The sequence below is a fragment of the Candidatus Krumholzibacteriia bacterium genome (assembly GCA_035268685.1).
GTDB lineage: Bacteria > Krumholzibacteriota > Krumholzibacteriia > JAJRXK01 > JAJRXK01 > JAJRXK01.
Genome location: DATFKK010000087.1, coordinates 49936 through 73519, shown reverse-complemented (window position 1 = coordinate 73519; position 23584 = coordinate 49936). Strand labels below are relative to the sequence as shown.

Sequence of the window (23584 nt, the reverse complement as noted above, 5' to 3'; positions counted from 1 at the left end):
CAGGCCTCTGCCGGCCCCTGAACCCGAAAGGACCACCATGCGCCGCATGCTCTCCCGTGTCGCCACCCTGGTCAGTCTGTTGCTCGTATTGCAGACCACCACCGCCCACGCGATCCCCGCTCCCGGCGAGCGCCTCGACGGCACGCCGTCGGAGTGGTACTGGCTGCACAACGTCACGCCGCAGCAGGTCACCGACCTCATCGACGACACCGGCGCCCGGCTGATCGACATCGAGGTCCAGTCGGCCGATCCCCTGCGCTTCTCCGCCGCGTTCGTCCAGAACGCTGGCGTGCACCAGGTGTCGAGCTGGTGGTGGTACTACGGCGCGGACTTCACCGACGTGGGCAACCTGCTCGACACCAACCAGGCCCGGCTGATCGACATCGAGCGCTACGCCGACGACCGCTTCGCGGTGATCATGGTGAACAACACCGGCGCCGAAGAGAAGACGTGGTGGTGGTACACCAGCCGCACCGTGTCGCAGATGAGCAGCCTGCTCGACCAGAACGGCGCGCGTCTGATCGACATCGAGTCGCGCGGGACGGCCGGCGGCACCCTCTACGACGGCATCATGGTCGAGAACACGGGCAACGACGCCAGTGGCTGGTACTGGTGGGTGAACGTCGACGAGGCCTTCGTCACGGCCCAGATCCAGGAGACGGGATACCGCGTCGTCGACCTCGACGTCGTAGGTGCGGCCGACGGAACACGCTTCGACGTGATCATGATGCCACCCGAGTCGAACTGGTGGTGGTACTACGGATTCACCGCGAGTGGGGTCACCGACCTCGTGAACCAGACGGGATCCCGCATCGTCGACATCGAGCCCTATGCGACCGTCAGCGGCACGCGGTACGCCGTCGCCCTGACCAACAACGCGAACGCGCTCACCACGCGCCTGGCCGAGGAACTCGGCTACGGAAGCGACGGAACCACCGGCCTGTACCTGCGACAGCTCAACGGGCCCACCCTGGCTTCGCTCAATCCGGACTTCCGGTTCGAACCGGCGAGCACGATCAAGATCTTCCACCACTTCCACGCGTGGCGGATGATCGCGACCGGTGTCGACCAGACGAACAGCCTGATCTCCTACGACGAGACGATCATCGGCAACAGCTGTCCGGCCGGTGGCAGCCCGACCGTGGCACGCAGCCTGTACGACACCACGCGCCTGATGATGTGGTACTCGGACAACCCCGCCACCGAGGCGATCCGGGCCCGCTACGGCGAGTTCGACATCATGAACTCCGTGCGCACCTTCGGCGGCGTCAGCACCGACAGCGATCTCAACCACGCGCCGCTGGGCTGCGGCACGCCGGCGGTGACGGCTCCGAACGAACTCACGTTGCGCGACGCGGGCAACCTGTACGAGCAGATCGTGAACGGTGCGGCGCTCTCGACCGTGCGGACCGGGTTCTACGAGACCATGCAGAGCCACCTGACGCCCGCGACCGACCAGTGGTGGCTGACGAACCAGATCCAGCAGATGGTCGTCGACGAGGCGAACGCGACCGGTGTCTCGCACCTGGCCGCGACCTATCTCGACGAGATGGAATGGGCGTGGAAGCCCGGTGGCTACACGCTGAACGGCAAGGAGTTCGTCTCGGTGGCGGGAACGATCCAGATCCCCGAATGCGTGCGGAGCCGTTTCTCGGATCGTGACTACGTCTTCGGCCTGTTCCTCGACGACGCGATCGACACCCAGCGCCTGTTCGACGTGACCCAGGAGTTGTTCCGCGATCTCGTGCGCGAGGGTCTCGAGTCGTGCGCGACGTCCACCTCGGCGCCGAGCGCCACCGTCGCCCGCGCACTGACGCTCGAGAACGCGGTGCCGAATCCCTTCAACCCGCGCACGCAGATCCGCTTCGGCCTGGCCGAGGCCGGACCCGTGCGCGTCGACGTGATCGACCCGCGGGGCCGCGTCGTCGCGACGCTCGCCCACGGCCACCACACGGCCGGTGAGCACACGGTGACGTGGAACGGTCGGGATGCGAACGGATCGTCGGTCTCGTCGGGTGTCTACTTCGTGAAGGCCACTGGTGCCGGTGAGGTGAGGACGCGGAAGATCACGCTGCTGAAGTGAACGCGTTCCGGTCGGAACCCACGGCCCGGTCGCTCGTCGTAGCGGCCGGGCTTCGTCGTCGGCGGTATCCAGACCGTGGTCGCTGCGGCGGAGGTCGAGCACGCGGCCAACCACGCTCACTTCCGCCGCGGACGTGGTCGGAAGGAGGTCCGATGGGGATGTTCCGCGCGGGAACTCCGACTTCCGCACCGGAAGTGACATCATCGCCAATCGCCGCCGTTCCCGCGGGTGTTGCTCGAAACCTCCCCCGTCCGCATGATTCCTTCGGTCCCAGGCGGCGCCCCGATCGACACCCGCCTGCGCTGGCGCAGCGCCGAGATCGGCGAAGGAGTCCTGCTCGGCGACGCCCACCGTATGGGCCGAGTGCGGACGCGGTCCACGTGCTGCACGGGCAGATGGACGTCGAACTCGTCTCGATCGACGCCGACGGGGCGACGAGCCGCGTTGTCGGGATCACCGGCGAACGAGAGACCGACGACGAGACTCCACCGCACACCCCACTTCCGCCGCGGAAGCGCCCACACCAGAAGGACCCGTCGGGGAAGTTCCGCCCGGAAACCCACGAGGAACGAATCGCCCGAGTCTCCCGGAATCGAACCGTCGACCGACGAACGACCGCGACTTCCAGGGAACGAACACGGCTTGCAGGGAATGAGCGCGGCTTCCAGGGAACGAACGCGCCCTCCAGGGAATGAACGCGCCCCGCCCTCCCCGCATCACCGCACACCCAACCGCCCGAGATCCTCGTCCATCCCGGCCACGACCCACTCCTCGTCCTCACACCCCCGCGCCGTCGCGATCGCCGGCCGCGCATCCTCGACGCCCAACGTCGCCAGCATCCAGCTCGCGGCCTCCCGCAGCACGGGCTCGGCGTCGCCGAGCAGGTCCACCGCCGCCGGCACGCAGTCGAAGTGCTCGCCGTTCGCCGCCACGATCAACGCGTTGCGCAGCAGTCCCCGCCGCCGTGGGCGCCACAACGGCGTCCTGCGGAAGCGCGCGCGGAACTCCGCATCGTCCAGGCGGAGCAAGGACGACAACGACACCTCGAGCAACGCCTCCGACCCCTCGAAGGCCGGATCGCCGGCATCGGAAGCACCGATCTCGAACGGACAACACGTCTGGCACAGGTCACAGCCGAACAACCACTGCCCCATGGCCGGGCGCAGCGCGCGCGGGATCGGACCGCGGTGTTCGATGGTCAGGTAGCTGATGCAACGACGGGCATCGAGCACACCGGGCCGGACGAAAGCACCGGTCGGACACGCGGGCTGGCAGGCGCGGCAGGTCCCGCACGATCCGGACTTCGCCGGCGTGGGTTCGAGCGGCAGGTCGGTGATCAGCACACCCAGGAAGAAGCGGCTGCCGTGCTGCGGGTGCAGCAACAAGGTGTTGTTCGCCGTCCAGCCCAGGCCCGCCGCCTCGGCGAGCTGGCGTTCGAGCACGGGGCCGGTGTCGACGTAGGCGTGGGACTGCAAACCCGCATCGTCGGCGCGCAACACCGCTTCCAGATCGTGCAGGCGCTCGAGCAGGACGTCGTGGTAGTCGACCCCCTGCGCGTAGCTCGACACGAAGCGCGCGAGTCCGCTCCGACCGGGATCGACTCGGTACGAGCGCAGCACCACGATCGCGCTGCGCGCCCACGAGAAGCGCGTGCGCAGGTCGACGCGCACCTCGGTGTTGCGCGTCATCCACTCCATGCCGCCGTGGTGGCCGGCGGCCAACCACGCGCGGAGGGGTTCCTCGTGTTCGGGCACCGAAACGGGTGCGATGCCGGCGGCGTCGAAGCCCGCCGCCCGCGCCCGGTCGAGCACCTGCGCGGGATCGGGGAGGGAGCGCCCGTCCATGGGGCTAGGGCCGCGGGTAGTTCGGAGCTTCCTTGGTGATCGTCACGTCGTGCGGGTGGCTCTCGCGCACGGCCGCCGGGCTCACCCGCAGGAACTCGGTGTCCTCGCGCAGTTCCTTCAACGTGCCCGCTCCGCAGTAGCCCATGCCCGAACGCAGCCCACCCATGAGCTGGTAGACGCTGTCGCGGACCTTGCCCTTGTACGGAACGCGGCCCTCGATGCCCTCGGGCACGAGCTTCTCGACGCTGTCGGTCGCCGCCTGGAAGTAGCGGTCCTTGCTGCCCTCCTGCATGGCGCTCATCGATCCCATCCCGCGGTAGACCTTGTACTGACGGCCTTCGTACAGAATGGTCTCGCCGGGGCTCTCCTCGGTCCCGGCGAACAGACTGCCCAGCATGACGCTCTCGGCGCCGGCGGCCAGCGCCTTCACCAGATCACCGGAATACTTGATCCCGCCGTCGGCGATCACGGGTACGTCGTGCTTCGCGGCGACCTCGACCGTCTCCATGATCGCCGAGATCTGCGGCACGCCGATACCGGCCACGACACGCGTGGTGCAGATGCTGCCCGGGCCCATGCCGACCTTGATGGCGTCGGCGCCGAGATCGATCAGGGCGCGCGCGCCCTCGGCCGTGGCCACGTTGCCCACGATCAGCTGCTGGTCGGGGAACTCCTTCTTCACCCGCCGGGCGGCGTCGATCACGTTCTTCGTGTGGCCGTGCGCGGAGTCGAGCGTGAGCACGTCGACGTTGGCGTCCCGCAACCGCTCGGCGCGTTCCATCAGATCCGCACTGGTCCCCAGCGCCGCGCCGACGCGCAGGCGTCCGTCGGCGTCCTTGCAGCTGTCGGGGTAGTCCAGCTTCTTCTGGATGTCCTTGATCGTGATCAGCCCGCGCAGGTTGAACTCGGCGTCGACCACCGGGAGCTTCTCGATCCGGTGTTCGTGCAGGATCCGCGAGGCCTCCTCGAGGCTCGTTCCCATGGGTGCGGTCACGAGCTGCTCGCTGGTCATGTGCGTGGAGATGGGCTCGTCGACGTTCTCGATGAAGCGCAGGTCGCGGTTGGTGAGGATACCGACCAGCTTGCCGTCGCGCGTGACCGGGATCCCGCTGATCCGGAACTTTCGCATGAGCGCCATGGCCTCGCTCACCCGGTGCTCGGCGCTCAGGGTGATGGGCCGGGTGATCATGCCGCTCTCCGAGCGCTTCACCCGGTCCACGTGCGAGGCCTGTTCCTCGGGCGTCATGTTCTTGTGGATCATGCCGATGCCACCGCTGCGCGCCATGGCGATGGCCAGATCGGCCTCGGTCACGGTGTCCATGGCGGCCGAGACGAGCGGGGTGTTGAGCTCGATTCCGCGGGTGAGACGCGTTCTCACGTCGCAATCGGCCGGGATGATCTCGCTGTAGCGAGGGACGAGCAGCACGTCGTCGAAGGTCAGCCCTTCGGGGCGGATCCTGGAGGTCATGGACGAGCTCCTCGCCGGTCGGTGTGTGCCGCAGAATTGGGGCAACAGTAGGAAGGCGGCGGAGGGGTGTCAAACCTGCTCCGCGCGGCGATTGCAACAAAGGCGCGAACGGCCGCGTCGTCCACTTGTCCGCGGCCGTCGCGTCTCCGTACGTTGACGGAGCCTGACACCCCGGGAGGCTCCCCGTGCCCTGTTCCCTTCATCGTCCCGTGTTCCGGTCCGGCCGCGGAGGCCGCTCGTGAGCGCCCCGCGTTCGGTGGTCCTCGCCGTGGCCGACGACCCGACCTGTCGCGCCCTGAGTCGGGCCCTGGCCGGCCGGGCCGACCTGCGCCTGGTGGGCGAGGCCTCCGACGGCGTGAGGGCTCTCGAGGTGATCCAACAGTCCCGCCCGCAGCTCGTCTTCGTGGAACCGGGCCTTCCCGAGCTCGACGGCTACGACGTCCTGCGCGCTCTGCCCCCCCGGCGTTGGCCCGCGGTGGTGTTCTGCGCGACCGAGGACGAGACGACCCGGGGTCCGCTGCGCGCCCACGGCTTCGTCCCGCTGCCGATCCCGGCCGGTGACGACGAGATACGGGCGGGCATCGACCGGGCCGCCGCCACCCAGGCCGTCGATCAGCGTTCCGCGCTCGAGGTCCTCCTGGCCGAGGCCCGCGGACCGGACCACGTCGAGCGCCTGGCGATCCGCGGCAGTGGCCGCGTGGAGATCGTCGACCTCGACGGCGTCGAGTGGATCGCGGCCGCCGGCAACTACGTCGAGCTGCACCGGAACGGCCGTCGCCACCTCTACCGCTCGCCGATCAGCCGCCTGGCTCGCCGTCTGGACCCTCACCGTTTCGTGCGGATCCACCGTTCGGCCGTGGTGAACGTCGAGCGCGTCCGCGAGATGCAGCCGACTCCGCAGGGCGACTGGAAGCTCCGACTGGACACCGGCGAGGAACTTCGGTTGTCGCGCCGCTACCGCGAGGCCCTCGACGTGCTCGCGACGGGCAACGGCTCGGGCTGAGTCCGGGTCAGTGCAGGATCCCCTGCTGCACGTAGCCGGGGTAGTGGCCCATGACGATCTGCCAGTACAGGAAGTAGTCCACGATCAGGTGCACGACGAGCACGTAGAGCAGGTTTTCGCTCTCCTCGAACATCGAGCCCTGGGTGAGCGCGAAGAGGTACACCAGGACCGGGCCGATCCCGATGAAAGCCATGTCGTAGAGCACCGACATGTACACCACGGCCTGGAACACGTTCGCCACGCGGAAGCGGAACAGACTGCGGAACACCGCGAACACCGTGTTCACGAAGAACAGCTCGTCCCACACGCCCACGCCGTTGATGCCCCAGAACAGCATGGTCATCTTGCTGTCGTCCTGCTGTTCGGGCAGCGGCCACTGGAAGGGCATGAAGGGATTCACGTCGAAGTACCAGTCGAGCACGAAGGCCGCGAGCGGGATCGACAGCGCCACGTAGAACAGATCGAGCCAGCGGAAGCGCGTGGGCCAGAAGCGGTAGCGGATCACTCCGGGGTCGGTGCGGGCCAGGATCACGGCCGGGACGATGATGACCAGCAGGAAGGGTCCGCCCAGGGTGAGGAACTTGATCGGCTCGAGCTGGGTGTTGATCGGCGTGACCGCCAGCAGGGCGATGCAGCCCAGCAGCACTCCCATGCGCCGGCGCAGGGCCGGATTCCCGTCACGCACGACCAGCACCAGGGACGCGACGAAGAACGCTCCCCCGATCAGGAACTGCTCGAGCGGGATCAGCAGGAAGGTGGCTGCCGCGAAGCTCGACAGCAGGCCCCAGCGGGCCGGGGTGAGGTCGAGTTCGAGCGAGGCGCCTGCAGACACCGCCGGGGTCGTGGTCGCGGCCACGGCTGCCTCCGGGATCGTCGGTGCGGGGGGAAACGTCGAAGGGCCCAACTTAGCCGCAGCCCCCCGATCCGTCACCCGCGCGGTCGCGCCGGCATTGACCGCGTCCGAGGACGGGCGCATCTTCGGGCGCGTCCCCGACCCGGAGTGCACCATGCGAGCGATCACCTCCCTCGTCCTGCTCCTGACCCTGGCTGTCACTGCCACCGCGCAGGACCCCGACCTCGACGTCCACCACATCGACCACCTGCCGCCCGTGGAGACCTGGAACGGGGCGAGCATCCAGCTGATGCTCGAACCCGACCACGAGTGGGCCACCGACTTCGAGAAGAGCGGCGGCTACGCCTCGCCCGACTACGAGACGACCATGGCCTGGGCCCGGCGCCTGGTCGACGCGGCCGACGAACTCACGATGGTCTCGATCGGCGACAGCCCGCAGGGACGGCCGATCGAGGCGATCGTCGCCTCGGGCGAAGGCGCGTTCACCTTCGAGGCCCTGCGCGCGAGCGACCGCCCGCTGGTCTTCGCCCACGCGGGCATCCACAGCGGCGAGATCGACGGCAAGGATGCCGGCTTCATGCTCCTGCGCGACATGACGGTGCTCGGGACGAAGCGCGACCTGCTCGACCGGGTGAACCTGGTCCTCCTGCCGATCTTCTCGGTCGACGGCCACGAGCGCCGCGGCGAGCACAACCGCATGAACCAGCGCGGGCCCACGGTGCAGGGATGGCGGACGAACGCGCGCAACCTCAACCTGAACCGCGACTACGCCAAGGCGCGCGCACTGGAGACCCAGCACCTGCTGCGCGCGCTCGAGGCCTGCGACCCCGACCTGTACCTCGACCTGCACGTGACCGACGGAGCCGACTACCAGTACGACATCACCTACGGGTTCAACGGAACGCACGGCTGGTCGCCGTCGATCGCCGCCTGGCTCGACGGCCCCTACCGCCGCGCCGTCGACCGCGCCCTCGACGAGGCGGGCCACGTGCCGGGGCCGCTGATCTTCACCGTCGACCGCACCGACATCACCCGGGGCATGTACCAGTGGACCGCGGGCCCGCGGTACAGCAACGGCTACGGCGACGCGCGCCACCTGCCCACGGTGCTGCTCGAGAACCACTCGCTGAAGCCCTACCGCCGCCGCGTGCTGGGCACCTACGTGTTCCTCGAGGCGAACCTGCGAGCGGCCGCCGACCACTTCGACGGTCTGCGCGAGGCGATCGCCGCCGACCGCGCCGCCCGACCGCAGCGCGTGCACCTCGACTACGCGCGCTCGCCCGAACCCCTGGGCACCATCGACTTCCGCGCGATCCGCAGCGAGATGGCCCCGTCCGACGTCACCGGAACCGAGGTCGTCCGCTGGACCGGCGAGCCCCACACCGTGGAGATCCCGATCCTGGGCAACGCCGAGCGCGTGACCTTCGTCGACCGGCCGGCCGCCTACTGGATCCCCGCCGAGTGGAACCACCTCGCCGAGCTGCTCGACCTGCACGGTGTCGGCTACGAGCGGATCGACACCGAGCGCTCGCTCGAGGTGCAGCGGATGCGCTTCCCCGACGCCACCATGGCCGAGAGTCCCTACGAGGGCATGGCCCGCGTCGACGCCGGCGAACCCACCGTCGAGGTCGACACCGTGGAGTTCCGGCCGGGCTCGCTGCGCGTGCCCACCGACCAGGACCGCGGCACCCTCGCCATGCTCCTGCTCGAGCCACAGTCGCCCGACGGCGTGTTCCAGTGGGGCTTCATGCTCGAGGTGCTGCAGCGCACCGAGTACTTCGAGAGCTACGCCATGGAGCCCATGGCGCGCGAGATGCTGGCCGAGGATCCCGCGCTGAACGAGGAGTTCGAGGAGCGTCTGCAGGATCCGGAGTTCGCCGAGAACCCGCGTGCACGGCTGAACTTCTTCTACGAGCGCACGCCCTACTTCGACCGCGCGTGGAAGCGCGTCCCGATCGCGCGCGAGCTCGACTAGGCGAACAACGGCAGCGCGCCACCGGCGTAGCCCGGGAGCACCGTGTCGACGGTGGACACGCCCAGGTGGTCGCGCAGCAGGGCCGCGAAGACGGCACGGAAGTCGGTCGTGACGGGCAGGTCGCGGCCGGCTTCCAGTTCCGCCCGTACGAGTTCCGGCAGCTCGCCCAGCACGCGCCCGCCGTGCACCCGCGGACCGAGCACGAAGAAGCAGGAGGCACGGCCATGGTCGGTCCCTGCGTTGCCGTTCTCGTGCACGGTGCGGCCGAACTCGGTCATGGTGCACACGACCACGCGGTCGGCGTGCTCGCCCAGATCGGTGCGGAAGGCGTGGATCGAACGGGCGAGTTCGTCGGCGCTGCGCGCGAAGGCGCCCTGGTCGGCCCCCTGGTTCACGTGCGTGTCCCATCCCTGGCTCTCGACGAAGCCCACGCGCAGGCCGACGTCCTCCTTCACGACCATCGCCATCTGGCGCAGTGCCAGACCGAGACGCGTGTTCGGATACGCGGCCTCGGGAGCCGCGCGATAGGCGCGGACACGCGCGGGATCGAGCGCGCGCAGGGCGTCGAAGCTCTCGTGACCGGTGTCGTGCAGCAGTTCCTGCGTGGTCCGGGCGTACAAGGACTCGAAGCCTCGTGTCGCCACCGCCGCGCCCGGAAGATCGCCGAGCGAGAACTCGGCGAGGTCGGCCACCGAGAGCGTCGGAGTGTCCCCGTGGAAGGCCCGCGGTCGCGCCGACGTCAAGGCCAGCCCACGCCACGGTGAGGGCGTGCCTCCGAGGGCGGCGACGGTGCGCGCCAACCAACCGCTCGTGGTGCTCTTCACGCCCGGTGTGCTCGTCTCCATGAAGTCCTGGGCCTCGAAGTGCGAGCGGGTCGGATCGGGCGATCCCACGCCGTGCACCACCGCCAGCTCGCGGCGGTCGAACCACGCGCGCAAGGGCGCCAGCGCGGGATGCAGCCGGTGGTCGATGCCGAGTGCCGGAGCGTGGGCGGGATCGAGCACGAGACGCGGCCGCAGACGGGGCAGGTCTCCTTCGGCCCGCGGCTGCACGGCCATGAGCCCGTCCATCGCGCCGCGCTGGAACACACACACCAGCACGGGAGGCCGCACCGCGCCGCGGGCGAAGGCCATCCACGCGCCGGGCCACGCGGCGACGGCCGCGGCGGCGGCCATGGACTGCAGGAAGTGTCGGCGTCGCACGTCGGGCCTCCCGGAGCGTCAGTGACGCTGGAACTGCGGACTGCCCAGGAGCACGCCCACGGCGCGCGCGAGCGCCGCAGGGGCGGGAGCCGTCGTCGCGTCGGCATCGGCCGCGAGCGGCTCGGCCCGGCTGGTCTCCCGGGTCCCGTCGAGGGGGCCGACCTCCGCTGCCTCGCCGGCAGGCGCCGGCGACTGGGCGGCACGCTCGTCGATCTTCTCGACCAGGCCGGTGTCGCGGGCCACGCGCTCCAGCGAGTCGAGCGCGCCGGACAGATCGCGCGTGGGCAGCAGACGTTCGCCGTAGTGGAGGAGGGCGTCGCGCAGGTCGGCGGGTTCGTGGTCGTCGTTCAGGGCGAGCAGGTCGAGACCGACCCCTTCGATCGCACCCGCGGCCAGGTCGAGCCCGAACTTCATGCGCTGCAGCAACGAACCGGCGTTCACCCACGCCTCGGCGTGGTCGGGGAAACCCGTGGGAGCCGGGTAACGGTACAGGGGCTGACCCATGCGCGCGATCCGCTCGTGCAGCGACCGTGGCCGGGTCACGGTGGCACCTGTCGTGCGCACCGCACTCGCCACGAGCTCCAGCGGCGACTTGATCTTGGCCGCCCGCACCGACCGGTCCCAGAACTCCTCGGACCGGAGCAGGGTTCGCGTGACCGCTCCGAGATCCCCCGCCGTCCGTTCCCAGGTCCGGGCCATGGACCCGATCAGTGAGGCCGGGGGGTCGTCGTGGACGAGCCGCCGCGCGAGTTTCGCGCTGACGAAGCGCGCGGTGGACGGATGCGTCGACAGCAGTTCGAGGACGTCGTCGCCGTCCTCGATGCCCCGGCCGGCGGGGAGGCGCCGACCCAGGACCGTCTTCGCCGTCGTGTCGTGCCGGTCGGGACGGAAGAGGAAGTCCCCGTCGACGACCGTGCCGGCGGTCCGGGCACGTCGGCCGGTCGCGCGGCGCTCGACCCCTTCGCGCTCCTCGCCGAAGGGGAGCATCGTCCAGCCGGTGAAGGCCCGCGCGACCTCGAGCACGTCGTCCTCGGTGTAGCCGCCTTCGACACCGAGGGTGTGCAGTTCGAGCAGCTCGCGTGCGTAGTTCTCGTTGGGGCGCGCCCGGCTCGACCCGGCAGTGTCCAGGTACAGGAGCATGGCCGGATGTCGTGCGCTGGCACGCAGCATGTCGCCGAAGCGACCGAGGACGTGCGGGCGGATCACGTCGCGCTCGTAGGTCCCGACGAAGCGGCGCGCGCGGGGGTCGGCACCGCTCACGTAGAGGTGGTCCGACCAGAAGTCGACGAGCACCTCGCGTACCTGGTTCTCGTCGAGGAGCACGCGCAACAGCTTCGCGGCCAGGGTCTCGGCGAAGAGTTCGCGCTGCGGACGCTGTCCCCGCCGCCGCATGAACTCGCGGAGAGTCGACCGGTACAGCGTGGGATCGTCGTCCACGTCCTCGGGAAGGACACCGTGGCGCACGGCTGCGCGCCGGACCTCGCCGAGGGTGGGGTAGGTCGTGACGATCGCGTGATTGTCGAGATCGAGCGTCGCCGCGCGTTCGAGGAACCGATCGAGCCGTGGAGATGCGAGTCCACCGGCGAGTTGTCCACCCAGCCATTCCGCGGGGCCGCGCGCCGCGACGGCGTCGACCTCGCCCGGACGCGGCCCGAACGCACAGCGCTCGAGCAGGTGGGCAGCCGCCTCGTGGGCACTCCAGCCGGATTCTCGCCAGGGCAGACGGATCATCGGGACTCCTGGGTGTCGGGACCCCACACCCCGATTCGTCGCGAACCGGCCCGCGGGATGCCGAAGACCCGACCCGAGCCTACCATGCCGACGTTGCCCCCGCCCGACGGAGCACCATGCGACTGATCGTCTTCGACATCGACGGCACGATCCTGCTGAACGGACCCATCACGCGTCGCCTCTTCGGCGAGAGCTTCGCCGAGGTCGTCGGCCGCGAGCCCGAATCCGACACGGTGCGCTTCCACGGCAACACCGACCGGGGGATCTTCCGCCTCATGCTCGGCGCCGACGTCGACTACGAGCGCCACTTCGACGCCTTCGCGGCTGCATTCACCCGGCGCATGCGCGACCACTACGCCACGGCCGAAGGCCCCCACGTGCTCCCCGGGGCCCGCGAACTCGTCGAGGCCCTGCACGGACACCAGGGCGCGGCCCTGGCCCTGGGCACGGGCAACATCCGCGACAGTGCCTACGTGAAACTCGCGCGCTTCGGGCTGGACCGGTACTTCCCGGTGGGGGGATTCGGCGGCGACCACGAGGTCCGGGCCGATCTGGTGCGCGCCGCACTCGACGACGCCCGCTCCCACTACGACGTGGACTTCGACCCCGCCGAGGTCTGGGTGATCGGGGACACGGTGAACGACGTGGAAGCGGCGCGGGCGGCAGGGTGCCGCGTGATGGCGGTACGGACGGGCCCTCACGGGGAGAGTGAACTCAGCGCTGCCGACCACGTGGTGGCCGACCTGAGTGCGACTTCGGAACGGTTGACCCAGCTGCTCGACCTCGGATGAGCACTCCCGGGCCGGATTCCGAGGATCAGTACTCGTCGTCGTCGAAATCGTCGTCGTCGTCGTAGTCGTCGTCGAAGTCGTCGTCGTCGTCGTCGTCGAGGTCTTCGGAATCGTCTTCGTCGTCCACCACCGCGTCCTCGTCGAAGTCGGCGTCGAACGCGACCGCGTCGAGATCCTCGTCCTCGGTCGTGTCGTCCTCGAAGTCGTCCTCGTAGTCGTCGTCGTCGTAGTCGGCCGCGAGCAGGAGGCGGGGGTCGAGCTCGTGATCCATGGGTTCAACTCCGGGGCTCGAGTTGAGTGGGAGGTGGACGGGGAGTCCGGGCGGGGTCACGGATCGCGCGGACGCCGACAGTTAAGGATGCCGACCGGCCGATGCAAGAAAAAAACCCGGGCCCCGGAGGGGCTCCTCCGGGGCCCGTTCGAGGCCCTTCTCGGCGTGCTCCGGAGCGGCCCGGATCAGCCCTTCATCACCGCGATGAACGGCAGATTCCGGTACTTCTCGTCGTAGTCCAGCCCGTAGCCGATCACGAATTCGTCGGGGATGTCGAAGCCGACGTAGTCGATCGAGACCTCCTTGCGGCGGGCGTCCGCCTTGTTCAACAGCGAGCACACTTCGAGCGACCGCGGGCGTCGCGCCCAAAGGATCTCCTGCAGGTAGTCGAGCGTGTAGCCCGTGTCGACGATGTCCTCGACGATCAGGACGTCGCGCTCGGAGATCGAACCCTTGAGGTCCATGTTGATCTTCACGACGCCCGTGCTCTGCCGTCCCTGGTAACTGCTGATCGACATGAAGTCGATTTCGTGATGCACACTGATCCGCCGCATGAGATCGGCCAGGAAGACCACGCCTCCCTTCAGGATGCTGACCAGGATCGGCGTGCGTCCCTGGTAGGCCACACTGATCTCGCGACCGAGCTCGGCGACCCGGCGTTGGATGTCGTCGGACGAGACGAGCACGCGCTCGATGAGCGGGTCGCGCTCGACGATCTCGAGGTCGTCGTGGCTCACGGGGAGACTCCTTCACGGCCGGCGGGTGTGCCTTCGGCACGTCCACGCTGCCGCAGCACGTCGTGGATCTTGGCGCAGATCATGTCGATGGCGACCACGTTGTGGCCGCCCTCGGGAATGATCACATGGGCCCAGCGTTTGCTCGGGGCGACGAACTGCCGGTGCATGGGACGCACCGTGTCGCGGTACTGTTCGATGACCGATCCGATCGACCGGCCGCGCTCCTCCATGTCGCGACCCAGGCGACGGATGAAACGCTCGTCGCTGTCGACGTCGACGAAGAGCCGGATGTCCATGCGGGCGCGTAGATCCGCGTTCTCGAGCACGAGGATCCCCTCGACGAACACGATGTCGGCCGGGTGGACGACCTCGGACTCGGAGCGACGACGATGCGTGGAGTAGTCGTAGATCGGGCGCTCGACCTCGCGCCCGGCCCGTAGATCGTCGAGGTGGGAGACGAGCAGAGAGGTCTCGAAGGCCGCGGGGTGATCGTAGTTGATCGCGGCCCGGGATTCGTCGTCGAGGTTGGGGTGATCGTGGTAGTAACTGTCGTGGTGGATGATCTCGACGGTCCGCTGCGGGAAACGCTCCTGGACCCGCAGGGCCACCGTGGTCTTCCCACTGCCCGAGCCTCCGGCGATACCGATGACGACGGGTTGGACGGAGGCGTGGTCCATGGTTTCGATCTCCGCGGTGAGCGGTTCGGGCGGCGGCACGATTCCCGCCATGCTACGCAGCCGGGTGGCGGTCGTCAACGCGGGTGCTTGACGCCCGCACGAGCTTGGCGGACTCTGGCCGGATGGAACGTCTCGTCAGCGTGCTCGGGCTGGGTGTCCTGGTGGGCATCGCCGTCCTCTTCAGCACCAATCGTCGCCGCATCGACTGGCGCCTCGTCGGCGCCGGATTGACCCTGCAGATCATCTTCGCTGCGTTCGTACATCTGTTCCCACCGGGGCAGCGGATCCTCGAGCTGATCCGAGACGGAGCGGTCACCCTGCTGTCGTTCACCGAGGACGGCAGCCGTTTCCTGTTCGGCCCCCTCATGGAGGCGGACGGTCCGGTCGGCTTCGTCTTCGCCTTCCGTGTGCTGCCGGTGATCGTGTTCTTCAGCGCGCTGATGGGCGTCCTGTACCACCTCGGCATCATGCAACGTCTGGTGCTGTTCCTGGCGCGGGGCATGAAACGGCTCATGGGAGTGAGCGGTTCGGAGTCGCTGTCGGTGGCGGCGAACGTGTTCATCGGCCAGACCGAGGCTCCCCTCGTGGTGCGCCCCTACATCGCCCGGATGACCCGCGCCGAACTCATGGTCCTGATGACGGGCGGCATGGCCACCATCGCGGGCAGCGTCCTGGCCGGCTACATCGCCTTCGGTGTCGACGCCGGGCACCTCCTGGCCGCGAGCGTGATGAGTGCGCCGGCGGCGCTGGTGATGGCGCGGATCCTCATCCCCGAGACCGAGACCAGCCTGACCAAGGGCGGCGTCGAGATCCGGGACGAACGCGAGACCGTGAACGTGATCGACGCCGCCGCCGATGGCGCATCGCAGGGCCTGAAGCTCGCCCTGAACGTCGGCGCCATGCTGCTGGCCTTCATCGCCCTCGTGGCACTCGTGAACGCACTCCTCGGTTCGCTGGCCTCGTGGATGGCCGCCGTCGGCCTGACCGCGTGGCCGGCCTCGTTGCAGGAGATCTTCGGCTACGTGCTCTGGCCGGTGGCCTGGAGCCTGGGCGTGCCCGCCGCCGACTGCTTCGCCGTCGCCGGATTGCTGGGGCAGAAGCTGGCGATCAACGAGTTCGTGGCCTTCGCCGAGCTGGGTCGTCTGGTCGCCGAGGGTGCCATGAGCGAGCGGGCGATCACCATCGCCACCTACTCGCTGTGCGGCTTCGCCAACTTCAGTTCGATCTCGATCCAGATCGGCGGGATCGGTGCCCTGGCCCCGAACCGTCGACACGACCTCTCGCGCCTCGGCCTGCGGGCCATGATGGGCGGCGCGCTGGCCTCCAGCATGACCGCGGCGATCGCAGGGATCATGCTCTGAGACCGACCGGTCACGACGCGGCGAACAGCTCCTCGCGCGCGCGCTCGGTGACGGCCAGCACCGCCGGGTGCGTGACCTTGCGCTCGACCGAGATCGCGTAGAAGCGTTCGCGGACTTCGCCGGTTCGCCCCACGACCCCGACCCCGTACTGTCCGCAGATCTCGGACTCGATCACCGAAGGCCCGGCCATGAGCCCGACGCCCTGCTGCGCGAAGGTCTTCATGAGCGCGCTGTCGGCGAACTCGCCCACCACGTCGACGGCGAGGTTGTGGGTGTCGAACCACCGCTGCAGACCGCGGCGGAGCATCGACCCGTCGACCGGCAACAGGAACGGCGCCCCGTCCAACGACGCCGGGAAGCCCGCCCCGAAAGCATCGACCAGATCCCGCGTGCCGAAGACCGTGACGCCGCACTCACCCAGGGGGTGGTTGTACGCTCGCACGTGCACATCGGCACCAATGGGAGCGTCGGTCAGCACCAGGTCGAGTTCGTGGACGGCCAGTCGTCCCAGCAGCTCGCGCGGAGGACCTTCGGTGCACACCAGGCTCACCGGGAATTCCATGCGCAGCGCGGGCGTCAGCAGACGGTGCGCGATCAACTTCGGCAACACGTCGCTCACCCCCACGTGCAGGCGCTGCCGCACGTCGCCCGTCCGGCCGCGCACCGCGTCGACCAGCTCGGCACCGAGCGAGAAGATCTCGTCGGCGTAGCGGTACACGGTCTCACCGGTGGTCGTGGGCACGAGGCGCCGCCCCTGACGCTCGAACAACGGCTCGCCGAGTTGCTCCTCGAGCGCACGGATCTGGGCGGTGAGGGTGGGTTGGGAACGGTGGACGCGTCGACTCGCCGCGGTCACCGTCCCCTCGCGCACCACCACCCAGAAGTAGTACAGGTGCTGGTAGTTGAGCTCGAGCATCGCCGTCGCCCTCTCGTTCGACTATTGGCCAGACCTATCATTCGGTGTCGAATTATCTACTACCGCGAAGAAGGATCCGCACTATCCTGCCCTTGCGACGGCGGAACGGTCGCCGGCGCGACGTCCCGTCAGGGGCGCCCCCACGGGGCGGAGGCCATGCGGATCGACCTGCACATCCACGGGGTTTCGTCGGACGGACGGCAGCAGGAGATCGTGACACGGCGCATCCAGTTCGCGTTGGCACGTTTCGCCGATCGGATCTCGACCGTCACCGTGAAGGTGAACGACGAGAACGGTCCCCGAGGCGGCATCGATCATCGATGCCTCGTCGAAGTGGACCTGCGGTCGGGGCCGAAGCTCTACGTTGAGGCGCAGGGCGTAGATGCGGAGGCCTCGGCCGCCGTTGCTTCCCGCCGGGCCGCACGCCGTGTGCGCGACGAGCTCACCCGGCGACGACTCTTCGAGCGCCGCCCACGTGCGGTGACCGTCCAGGAACCTCCCGCGGCCGAGAGCTGATCGGGGAGGACCCATGAGAATCGAAGACCTCGAGCAGTCGTTGCGCCACATCGCAACGCTCGACGAAACCGACGACCACCTCATCACCGCCGTTCTCGACTGCACCGGGGGTCGGTCGGCGATCCGCCAGCGCCTGCAGCAGCGGATCCGGCCCGTCCTGACGGACCTTCCCGCCGATCGCCGGCACAGCCTGGACGAAGCCCGGACCCGGATCGAGCGCTGGATCGACGACGACCTGGCCGCCGACACCCGCGGCGCCGTCGTCTACGCCCGCGGAGGCGGTGACCCCGTCTTCCTGCCGCTGGAGTTCCGTGTCGAGATGTCCCGCGAGGCGGTCGTCGTCGACACCTTGCCCAGCGTGTACGACCTGTGCGCACTCAAGGATGCCTTCCATCGCTACGTGGTGTTGCTCTGCACCGAGGACAGCATGCGGATCCTCGAGGTACACCTGGGCGCGGTGACCCGGCAGATCTGGAAGGAGCGGCCCGAGATCCGCCGTCGTGTCGGCCGCGAGTGGACCCGGGAGCACTACCGCAATCATCGACGCGATCGCACACAGCGTTTCGTGAAGGAGATGATCGGCGTCCTCGAGGCACGGACGGACACCGGCGGCTACCAGCACCTGGTGCTCGCCGGCGTGCCGCGGCTCCTGGCGCAGGTCCGCGATGCTCTTCCCGGGCGACTCCGCGAGATCGTGATCGACCAGCTCCCGGCCAGCGGCCGGACGTCGGTGGAGGACGTCGTCACCGCGACACTGTCCACCTTCGTCGAGGAGGAACAGCGCGAGTCGCTGTCGTTGGTCGACGCTCTCTTCGACGCCTTGTACCGCGACGGGCTCGCCGTGGTGGGTGCACGCCGATGCCTCGCCGCGCTCGAGCACGACCAGGCCGACCTCTTGATCATGGCGCACGACTACGACACCGACGGCCGCGAGCCGATCCTGCGTGCTGCCCAGCGCCGCGGCTGCACCGTCGAGTTCGTCGGCGGCAACGATCGCCTCGACCGCGTGGGTGGTGTGGGTTGTCTGCTGCGCTACCGCCCGCCGTCGATGACCCTCGACTCCCTGGAGCTCCGCACCGTCGAGGGCGGCAACTGAGGAACCCGCCGTGCGAGTCGTCCGTGCCGGTCCGGCGCCGGAAGTTGCGGAATGCAGCGGACCCGGTCCCCTCTTCCGCGCGCCGGCCGGCGACTCACTCCTCGACGTTCCGCGACGCGCCCCGTGACGGCCGGGTAGCTCCGGGCATCCTGGTTGCTCGGGCCGCAGGCGACACGTCCCGTCGCCCCTCCCGCCGCGCGGAGCGCGCCTCCGATGAAGACCCGGGTCCTGATCGTCGACGACCATCCGACCTACCGGCACCTGCTGATCGCGGCCGCCGAGTCCAGGGGATTCCGGGTCCTCCCACCCGTGGAACGCGCATCCGACGCGATCGAGTGTTTCAAACGCGAGCAGCCCGAGGTCGTGATCCTCGACCTGCACCTGCCCGGCGAGGTCGACGCCTTCGCCCTGAGCGAGTTCATGCTCGACCTGGCCGGGAACACCCGGATCGTCGCCGCGAGCAGCTTCTCGGAGAGCGGGCTGGTCGACCGTGCCTTCCAGCGCGGGGCGCACCGGTGCCTGCGCAAGCCCTTCCACATGGACGAAGCGCAGCGCCTGTTCGATCACCTGAGCCGTGAGCTGCACCCCGTCGCGGTGTGATCGACTACTGCACGTAGCCCAGACTGCGCAGACCCTCGCGCATCTCGTCGGTGAGTTCACCGGCCGCGGTGGCCGGGGGTGCCTCGGCGATCACCCGGTCGTTCCAGTCCCGCAGACGTTCCTGCAGACGAATCCCGGCATCGAGGCTGTCGACCTGCGCCACGAGATCGTGGAGCTCGTAGGGATCGCGCTCGAGATCGTAGAAGGCCTGGACGTGCCCCAGGCGATCGGCGATCAGCTTGTACCGGCCGTCGATCCACGCGACCCAGTCGGGGCCGTAGGCCAGGCTCTCGGCGGCCATGGGAATCGGCGCGCGCTGGCGGTCGCGCATCCACTCGACGCGGTTCTCGCCGTCGATGTCCTCGGGTGCGCGCACGCGGAGCAGGCCGAGCACGGTCGGCATCAGTTCGGTCAGCGGGAACTGCTCGGCGATCACCTGGTTCGGTCGGACGCGCGGACCCATGAGGACCAGGGGAACGTGGAGCTGCTCCTCGAACAGCGTGTGGCCGTGCCCGATCCCCCAGATGCCGCGCGGGTCGTGGTTCCAGGCCCTACCCTCCTCGGCGTGGTCGAGGAACTCCTCGCCGTGGTCGGCGACGATCACCACGAGCGTGTCGCGCAGCAGGTCCCGCCGCTGGAGCAGCTCCAGGATCAGACCGATCTCCAGATCGACCTGCCGGATGGTCGCGTCGTAGAGGGCGATCTTGGTCCGCAGCATGTCGCGGACCTCGGCTTCGCTCGCACGATTGCCGAGGTAGGTGCCGGCGTCGCGGTCGCCCCAGCGCTCCAGTGCGCCACGGTGCGGGTCGTCGAGCACGGCCTCGTCGACGCCGATCGCGCGGAGCTGCGCGTCGGCGGCCCGTGTCGGCTCGTGCGGATCGTTGAAGTGGACCCACAGGTACCACGGCCGGTCGTCGCCGTGGCGACCGAGCCATTCGCGGCTCAGCGCACCGATCCGGTCGGCACGGACCGCCTTGACCACCGGATCGTCGAAGCCACGGACGGGACCGAGACGCAGGTAGGGATTCGAGGTGATCGCGTGCGTGCGGTAGCCGGCCGTGCGCAGGACCTCGGCCAACGTTGGGACCCGCGCGGCGAGCATGCGCGGCGGCTCGGTCGCGACGTTGCGCACCGGACCCGATGCCCCCGCCCCGTGGCGGGTCGGGTAGCGACCGGTGAACATGCTCGCGAAGCTCGGCAGGGTCCACGGCGCCACCGACCGTGCCGCGGCGAAGCGGGTTCCGTTGGCGGCGACCAGATCGATCGACGGGGTCGTGGGTCGTTCGTATCCGTAGCACGACACGTGGTCGGCACGCAGGGTGTCGATCGACAGGATCAGGAGGTTCGGACGCTCCTGGGCCCGCGCTGCCGGAACCACGACCAGTGCGGACAGCAGGACGGCGAGCAGGTTCCGGATCATGCGTCCTCCACGACCGCGAGCCGGTCGACCGTCGACAGCAACAGGGCCTCCATGGCGTCGCGCCGGGCGGCTCCCACCTCGACGACCTCGTCGTGCGTGACCACACCACCGCCGGCCTCGACCGCGACGTTGGTGATCAGCGACACCCCCGCCACCCGCGCGCCCAGTGCCCGCACCGCCACCGCTTCGGGCCCGGTGGACATCCCGACCGCCACGCCACCCAGACGGCGCAACAGACCGATCTCGACGGGACTCTCGTAGTTCGGACCCCACAGCGACACGTAGGTTCCCGTGTGCGGCGCGATGCGCTCTTCGGCGGCCACCGCGCGCAACTGTGCGGCCAGACCGGGGTCGAAGACCGGGCCGGGGGTCGCCCCGCGGGCGGCCAGTCCCGAGGGAACGGCACCGTCGGGGACGAGGATTCCACGCAGCGGGTCCCGCAGGTGCAGGTCGATCAGGCCGGTGAGCACGGCCACGTCACCCGCACGCATGTCGGGTTGCAGACCGCCGGCGGCGTTGGTGAGGACGATCGTGGCGCAGCCCAGCGCCCGCAGCACGACCACCGGCAGGATCACGCTGCTCAGGTCCAGTCCTTCGTAGGCGTGCAGTCGACCCTGTAGCACGACGAACTCCGCCCCGCCGCGCCGGGCCTGGACCACACGGCCCGAGTGGCCCGCCACCGAGGCCGTGTGGAATCCCGGGATGCCCGCGAAGGGGACCGACGCCACCGCCTCGGTGCGGTCGATCAGACCGCCGAGACCGCTGCCGAGGACGAGCCCGACACGGCCTCCCGTGATTCCCCTCTCGTGCAGATGCGACGTGGCGGCGTGGAGGCGATCGGCGAAGTCGCCGCCCAGGGTCCAGCCATCGGGGGCGAGCGCGGTGGGATCGATCACGGACGTACCTCGGGAGTGGGGTCGTGGCGGACGAGTCGAGAGGATGCCCACCCGAGGCCGGCCACGCAAGCGGCGCTCGGGAGACTTCGTGCTACCCTGGGACGCATGAACGCTCCGATTTCGCATCCCGACGTGGTCGCCCTGGCCGAACACGAACGTACTCTGGCCACGGTGACCGCCTCCGTTCCGCTCGGCTGTCCCACCCGCGACACGTGGGTCGAGGCCGCCCTGTCCGCCGTCGACGTCCTGCTCGACGACCACGCACAGTGCGAACTCAAGGCGTCCACCAACGCCCTGGCCACCGTCGGCCGCTTTCCCGAGCACGACGAGCTGGTGCGCCGCATGGCGAGCCTGGCCAAGGAGGAGATGGTCCACTACCGCATGGTCCGGCAGGTCCTGCTCGACCGCGGTGGATCTCCCTCGCGCCCGCTGCCGAATCCCTACATGAAGGGCATGGCCCGCGACCGGCGCGGCGGTGACTTCGCGCTGCTCGACGACCTGCTCGTGTGCGCGATGATCGAAGCCCGATCCTGCGAGCGCTTCCTGGCGCTGACGCGCGGCCTGCGCGGCCCCTTCGCGGGTCGCGTGGAGGGAGGCGAGGACCTGGCGACGTTCTACGAGCGCCTGGCCCGCAGCGAGAGTGGCCATGCGCACATGTTCGTGGCCCTGGCCGACGGCTACTTCGACCCCGAGGTCGTGCGCGAGGAGCTGGCCCGCCGCAGCGAGATCGAAGCGGCAACGATCGAGTCGCTGCCGGTGTCGCCGCGCATGCACGGAGGTCACCGCGCCGCCGGCTGAGCCGTGTGCCTTGCCGTGCCCCCACCGCGCGCGCATCTTGCCCTGCGCCGCCGCCGGCCGAGATGCCGCGCCGAACCGCCCCCGGCGGAGCCGTCCGCCCCGAAAGGATCCGTGCCATGGACGCCATCTCCCTCGACGAACTCATCGCCATCGAGGGCCAGCTCTCCGACGAGGAACGGCTGGTGCGCGAGACCACGCGCCGCTTCGTGCGCGACCGCTACCTCCCGCACGCGGGCGAGTGGTTCGAGAAGGGCGAGTTCCCGAACGAGCTGATCCCGCAGATCGCCGACCTCGGCCTGCTCGGCGGCTCGCTCCCCACAGAGTACGGCGCCGCCGGCATGAACACGGTGCAGTACGGCCTGGCCCTCCAGGAGCTCGAGTACGGCGACAGCGGTCTGCGCAGCTTCGTGAGCGTGCAGGGCGCGCTGTGCATGTACCCGATCTTCCGCTTCGGCAGCGACGAGCAGAAGGAACGGTACCTGCCGAAGATGGCCGCGGGCGAGCTCATCGGCTGCTTCGGTCTGACCGAGCCCGATGCCGGAAGCGACCCCGGCGCCATGAAGACCATGGCCCGCAGCGACGGCGACGACTACGTGCTCAACGGCGCCAAGATGTGGATCACGAACTCGCCGATCGCCGACCTGTGCATCGTGTGGGCGAAGGTCGACAGCGACGATCCGAAGTCCATCCGCGGCTTCGTGGTCGAGACGGGCATCGACGGCGTCGAGTGTCCCACCACCCACCACAAGATGAGCCTGCGCGCGAGCCACACCGGCGAGATCACGCTGAACGACGTGCGCGTGCCGAAGAGCGCCATCCTGCCGGGCACCAAGGGACTGGGCAGCGCGCTGGCGTGCCTGAACCAGGCCCGCTTCGGCATCGCGTGGGGAGCGATCGGCGCGGCCAAGGCCTGCTTCGACGAGGCCCTGGACTACGGAAACCAGCGCATCGTCTTCGACAAGCCCATCACCTCGAAGCAGCTCATCCAGAAGCAGTTCGCCGACTCCGGCACGCAGATCGCGCTGGCCGAGGTGCTGATGCTCCACCTGTCGCGCCTGAAGGACCAGCACGGCAGCGTGAGTCCCTTCCAGGTCTCGCTGAGCAAGCGGAACAACGTGGCCATGGCGCTCGAGACGGCACGTACCTGCCGGTCGATCCTCGGCGGCAACGGCATCAGCGTGGAGTTCGCCGCCGTGCGGCACATGCTGAACCTCGAGAGCGTCTACACCTACGAGGGCACGCACGAGGTGCACACCCTGATCCTCGGCCGCGGGCTCACGGGACAGGACGCGTTCTGAGGGAGCGGCGGCCACCGCCGGCGCCGCTAGATTGTCGCGACCGGGACC

At 69.3% G+C, this 23584-nt stretch carries 22 protein-coding genes; 11 read left to right on the top strand and 11 right to left on the bottom strand.

The window, feature by feature from the left end:
* Nucleotides 1-37: 37 nt before the first annotated feature.
* The gene (locus VKA86_08815; protein ID HKK71307.1) at nucleotides 38-2083 is read left to right on the top strand and encodes a serine hydrolase; all 2046 of its coding nucleotides are present in this window, start codon (nucleotides 38-40) and stop codon (nucleotides 2081-2083) included.
* A 380-nt stretch (nucleotides 2084-2463) separates the two neighbouring features.
* Nucleotides 2464-2778: a hypothetical protein gene (locus VKA86_08810; protein ID HKK71306.1), complete on the top strand. Its 315-nt coding sequence runs from the start codon at nucleotides 2464-2466 to the stop codon at nucleotides 2776-2778.
* Between the two features lie 21 nt (nucleotides 2779-2799).
* On the opposite strand, the gene queG is transcribed toward VKA86_08810, so the two are convergent.
* Nucleotides 2800-3927: a tRNA epoxyqueuosine(34) reductase QueG gene (gene queG, locus VKA86_08805; GenBank protein HKK71305.1), complete on the bottom strand. Its 1128-nt coding sequence runs from the start codon at nucleotides 3925-3927 to the stop codon at nucleotides 2800-2802.
* A gap of 4 nt (nucleotides 3928-3931) precedes the next feature.
* A complete protein-coding gene (guaB, locus tag VKA86_08800; protein ID HKK71304.1) occupies nucleotides 3932-5395 on the bottom strand; it encodes an IMP dehydrogenase in 1464 nt (487 codons plus the stop codon).
* A 238-nt stretch (nucleotides 5396-5633) separates the two neighbouring features.
* Between guaB and VKA86_08795 the strand changes: the two genes are divergently transcribed.
* The gene (locus VKA86_08795) at nucleotides 5634-6398 is read left to right on the top strand and encodes a LytTR family DNA-binding domain-containing protein (protein HKK71303.1); all 765 of its coding nucleotides are present in this window, start codon (nucleotides 5634-5636) and stop codon (nucleotides 6396-6398) included.
* Between the two features lie 7 nt (nucleotides 6399-6405).
* Here the strand turns inward: VKA86_08795 and VKA86_08790 are convergent, their stop codons facing one another.
* Nucleotides 6406-7254, bottom strand: a complete 849-nt coding sequence (locus VKA86_08790) for a hypothetical protein (GenBank protein HKK71302.1) — start codon at nucleotides 7252-7254, stop codon at nucleotides 6406-6408.
* Between the two features lie 151 nt (nucleotides 7255-7405).
* Here VKA86_08790 and VKA86_08785 point away from each other — a divergent pair, with 151 nt between their 5' ends.
* Nucleotides 7406-9226, top strand: a complete 1821-nt coding sequence (locus VKA86_08785) for a M14 family metallopeptidase (GenBank protein HKK71301.1) — start codon at nucleotides 7406-7408, stop codon at nucleotides 9224-9226.
* Here the strand turns inward: VKA86_08785 and VKA86_08780 are convergent.
* Together VKA86_08780 and VKA86_08775 are read right to left on the bottom strand one after the other, a co-directional pair.
* Complete coding sequence (locus tag VKA86_08780) at nucleotides 9223-10428, bottom strand: DUF1501 domain-containing protein (GenBank protein HKK71300.1); 1206 nt, start codon at nucleotides 10426-10428, stop codon at nucleotides 9223-9225. The two genes, VKA86_08785 and VKA86_08780, sit on opposite strands and share 4 nt — an antisense overlap.
* A gap of 18 nt (nucleotides 10429-10446) precedes the next feature.
* Nucleotides 10447-12159, bottom strand: a complete 1713-nt coding sequence (locus VKA86_08775) for a DUF1800 domain-containing protein (protein ID HKK71299.1) — start codon at nucleotides 12157-12159, stop codon at nucleotides 10447-10449.
* Between the two features lie 116 nt (nucleotides 12160-12275).
* Between VKA86_08775 and VKA86_08770 the strand changes: the two genes are divergently transcribed.
* A complete protein-coding gene (locus VKA86_08770; GenBank protein HKK71298.1) occupies nucleotides 12276-12950 on the top strand; it encodes an HAD family hydrolase in 675 nt (224 codons plus the stop codon).
* Nucleotides 12951-12975: 25 nt separating this feature from the next.
* On the opposite strand, the gene VKA86_08765 is transcribed toward VKA86_08770, so the two are convergent.
* From VKA86_08765 to udk, 3 genes are all read right to left on the bottom strand, one after another.
* Complete coding sequence (locus VKA86_08765) at nucleotides 12976-13221, bottom strand: hypothetical protein (GenBank protein HKK71297.1); 246 nt, start codon at nucleotides 13219-13221, stop codon at nucleotides 12976-12978.
* Between the two features lie 185 nt (nucleotides 13222-13406).
* Entirely contained in the window at nucleotides 13407-13958 is a 552-nt protein-coding gene (gene hpt, locus VKA86_08760; protein ID HKK71296.1) for a hypoxanthine phosphoribosyltransferase, read from the bottom strand.
* Complete coding sequence (udk, locus tag VKA86_08755; protein ID HKK71295.1) at nucleotides 13955-14635, bottom strand: uridine kinase; 681 nt, start codon at nucleotides 14633-14635, stop codon at nucleotides 13955-13957. Before udk ends, hpt begins: the two co-directional genes overlap by 4 nt.
* Nucleotides 14636-14757: 122 nt before the next feature.
* Between udk and VKA86_08750 the strand changes: the two genes are divergently transcribed.
* Nucleotides 14758-15996: a NupC/NupG family nucleoside CNT transporter gene (locus VKA86_08750; protein ID HKK71294.1), complete on the top strand. Its 1239-nt coding sequence runs from the start codon at nucleotides 14758-14760 to the stop codon at nucleotides 15994-15996.
* A gap of 10 nt (nucleotides 15997-16006) precedes the next feature.
* Here the strand turns inward: VKA86_08750 and nhaR are convergent, their stop codons facing one another.
* A complete protein-coding gene (nhaR, locus tag VKA86_08745) occupies nucleotides 16007-16912 on the bottom strand; it encodes a transcriptional activator NhaR (GenBank protein ID HKK71293.1) in 906 nt (301 codons plus the stop codon).
* Nucleotides 16913-17068: 156 nt separating this feature from the next.
* Between nhaR and VKA86_08740 the strand changes: the two genes are divergently transcribed.
* The 3 genes from VKA86_08740 to VKA86_08730 all read left to right on the top strand — a co-directional run bounded on the left by VKA86_08740 (nucleotide 17069) and on the right by VKA86_08730 (nucleotide 19124).
* Nucleotides 17069-17428: an HPF/RaiA family ribosome-associated protein gene (locus VKA86_08740; protein HKK71292.1), complete on the top strand. Its 360-nt coding sequence runs from the start codon at nucleotides 17069-17071 to the stop codon at nucleotides 17426-17428.
* 13 nt (nucleotides 17429-17441) lie between these two features.
* On the top strand, nucleotides 17442-18524 hold the full coding sequence (locus VKA86_08735; protein HKK71291.1) for a host attachment protein: 1083 nt from the start codon (nucleotides 17442-17444) through the stop codon (nucleotides 18522-18524).
* Nucleotides 18525-18737: 213 nt separating this feature from the next.
* Complete coding sequence (locus VKA86_08730; protein HKK71290.1) at nucleotides 18738-19124, top strand: response regulator; 387 nt, start codon at nucleotides 18738-18740, stop codon at nucleotides 19122-19124.
* 4 nt (nucleotides 19125-19128) lie between these two features.
* On the opposite strand, the gene VKA86_08725 is transcribed toward VKA86_08730, so the two are convergent.
* Nucleotides 19129-20544, bottom strand: a complete 1416-nt coding sequence (locus VKA86_08725; GenBank protein HKK71289.1) for a sulfatase — start codon at nucleotides 20542-20544, stop codon at nucleotides 19129-19131.
* On the bottom strand, nucleotides 20541-21440 hold the full coding sequence (locus VKA86_08720) for a purine-nucleoside phosphorylase (GenBank protein HKK71288.1): 900 nt from the start codon (nucleotides 21438-21440) through the stop codon (nucleotides 20541-20543). Before VKA86_08720 ends, VKA86_08725 begins: the two co-directional genes overlap by 4 nt.
* 105 nt (nucleotides 21441-21545) lie before the next feature.
* Here VKA86_08720 and miaE point away from each other — a divergent pair, with 105 nt between their 5' ends.
* Nucleotides 21546-22238, top strand: a complete 693-nt coding sequence (miaE, locus tag VKA86_08715) for a tRNA isopentenyl-2-thiomethyl-A-37 hydroxylase MiaE (protein HKK71287.1) — start codon at nucleotides 21546-21548, stop codon at nucleotides 22236-22238.
* A gap of 116 nt (nucleotides 22239-22354) precedes the next feature.
* Nucleotides 22355-23536 carry an acyl-CoA dehydrogenase family protein gene (locus VKA86_08710; protein HKK71286.1) on the top strand — a complete coding sequence of 394 codons (1182 nt, stop codon included), beginning with the start codon at nucleotides 22355-22357 and terminating at the stop codon, nucleotides 23534-23536.
* The last annotated feature ends 48 nt before the right edge of the window (nucleotides 23537-23584 follow it).